The organism is Kitasatospora sp. NPDC057015, assembly GCF_042673745.1.
Lineage (GTDB): Bacteria > Actinomycetota > Actinomycetes > Streptomycetales > Streptomycetaceae > Kitasatospora.
In genome coordinates this window covers 1-896 of sequence record NZ_JBHUSG010000156.1, presented here as the reverse complement: position 1 = coordinate 896, position 896 = coordinate 1, and the positions used below count along the sequence as shown (strand labels likewise).

Below are 896 nucleotides of genomic sequence, written 5' to 3'. Positions count from 1 at the left end.
AACTTGACTACGACACCCGAATGTTGGCGCGCCAGCTCGTCGCGGACACGTTCTCGACGATCGTCGCCTATCAATCAGGGTTTCAACCGAACAGCGAATCGGATTCGATCGGGCTCACTCTCATCGCGAAGCGCGGCAACACACGTATGTTGATAGTAGATCGCAAGACTGGAGAGTGGCGCGCAGCCGAGGAACACAATCTTGCGGTCAGCGCTAGCAGAAGTTGGCCAGATCTTAAAACTCGGTCAGCCCGCGGATGTTGATCCAGACACCCCAACATGTGTGCTTCGTGACGCGCCCCCATACGCAGCCACGGATTGGTATATTTCCCTAATTTTCGGAAGATATCGATGTCCTGCGGGGCATCGGCAGATTATTCTCGAACACTCAGGTCAATATCTCGGTACCTTCTATTTAGAGAACGAAAATGCCTTGGACACCCCCTACTTTGAACTGCCGTGGTGACGAGAAAAGAAAGGAACATCTGACCAAGTACGACTTCCTTCCTATATCTCGCGCACGGATTGCCGAAGGCGTTACCGTCGACGGGTGTTGTGGTGAACTGACGGACGTACAGGTTGTATTTCTCGCAACGGAAAAAACTGATCCATCGCACCAGTGGGCAATCTCAATGGGCGAACACTGTGCTCATGAGCTGCGGACCTTGATGCAGGCAATTGGTGCTAATCACGCCAATGTGCCGCTGCCGCCGTTGAGCAACCCATTCGTCTCTCCTCCACTGGCTTCCGGAGGAGCGGGTGGCGGAACCGGTGGAGGGACTTCGACCTCCAACGGCAAAACCGTTCCAAAACTCAATCAGGAACTCTACGACGCAGTCAATCTGTGGTTTGCACTCAAGGGCCTCATGCCAAAATATGCGATGTTGAAGGTGCTGA

2 protein-coding genes are annotated in these 896 nt (G+C 53.6%); both read left to right on the top strand.

Annotated features, from left to right (window positions below; genetic code table 11):
- Positions 1–263: hypothetical protein (locus ACFTWP_RS41830; protein ID WP_380270411.1), on the top strand; the 263-nt coding region annotated here is incomplete at its 5' end.
- Between the two features lie 164 nt (positions 264–427).
- Positions 428–896, top strand: a 469-nt coding sequence (locus ACFTWP_RS41825; RefSeq protein WP_380270410.1) for a hypothetical protein, incomplete at its 3' end; no start/stop codon positions are given.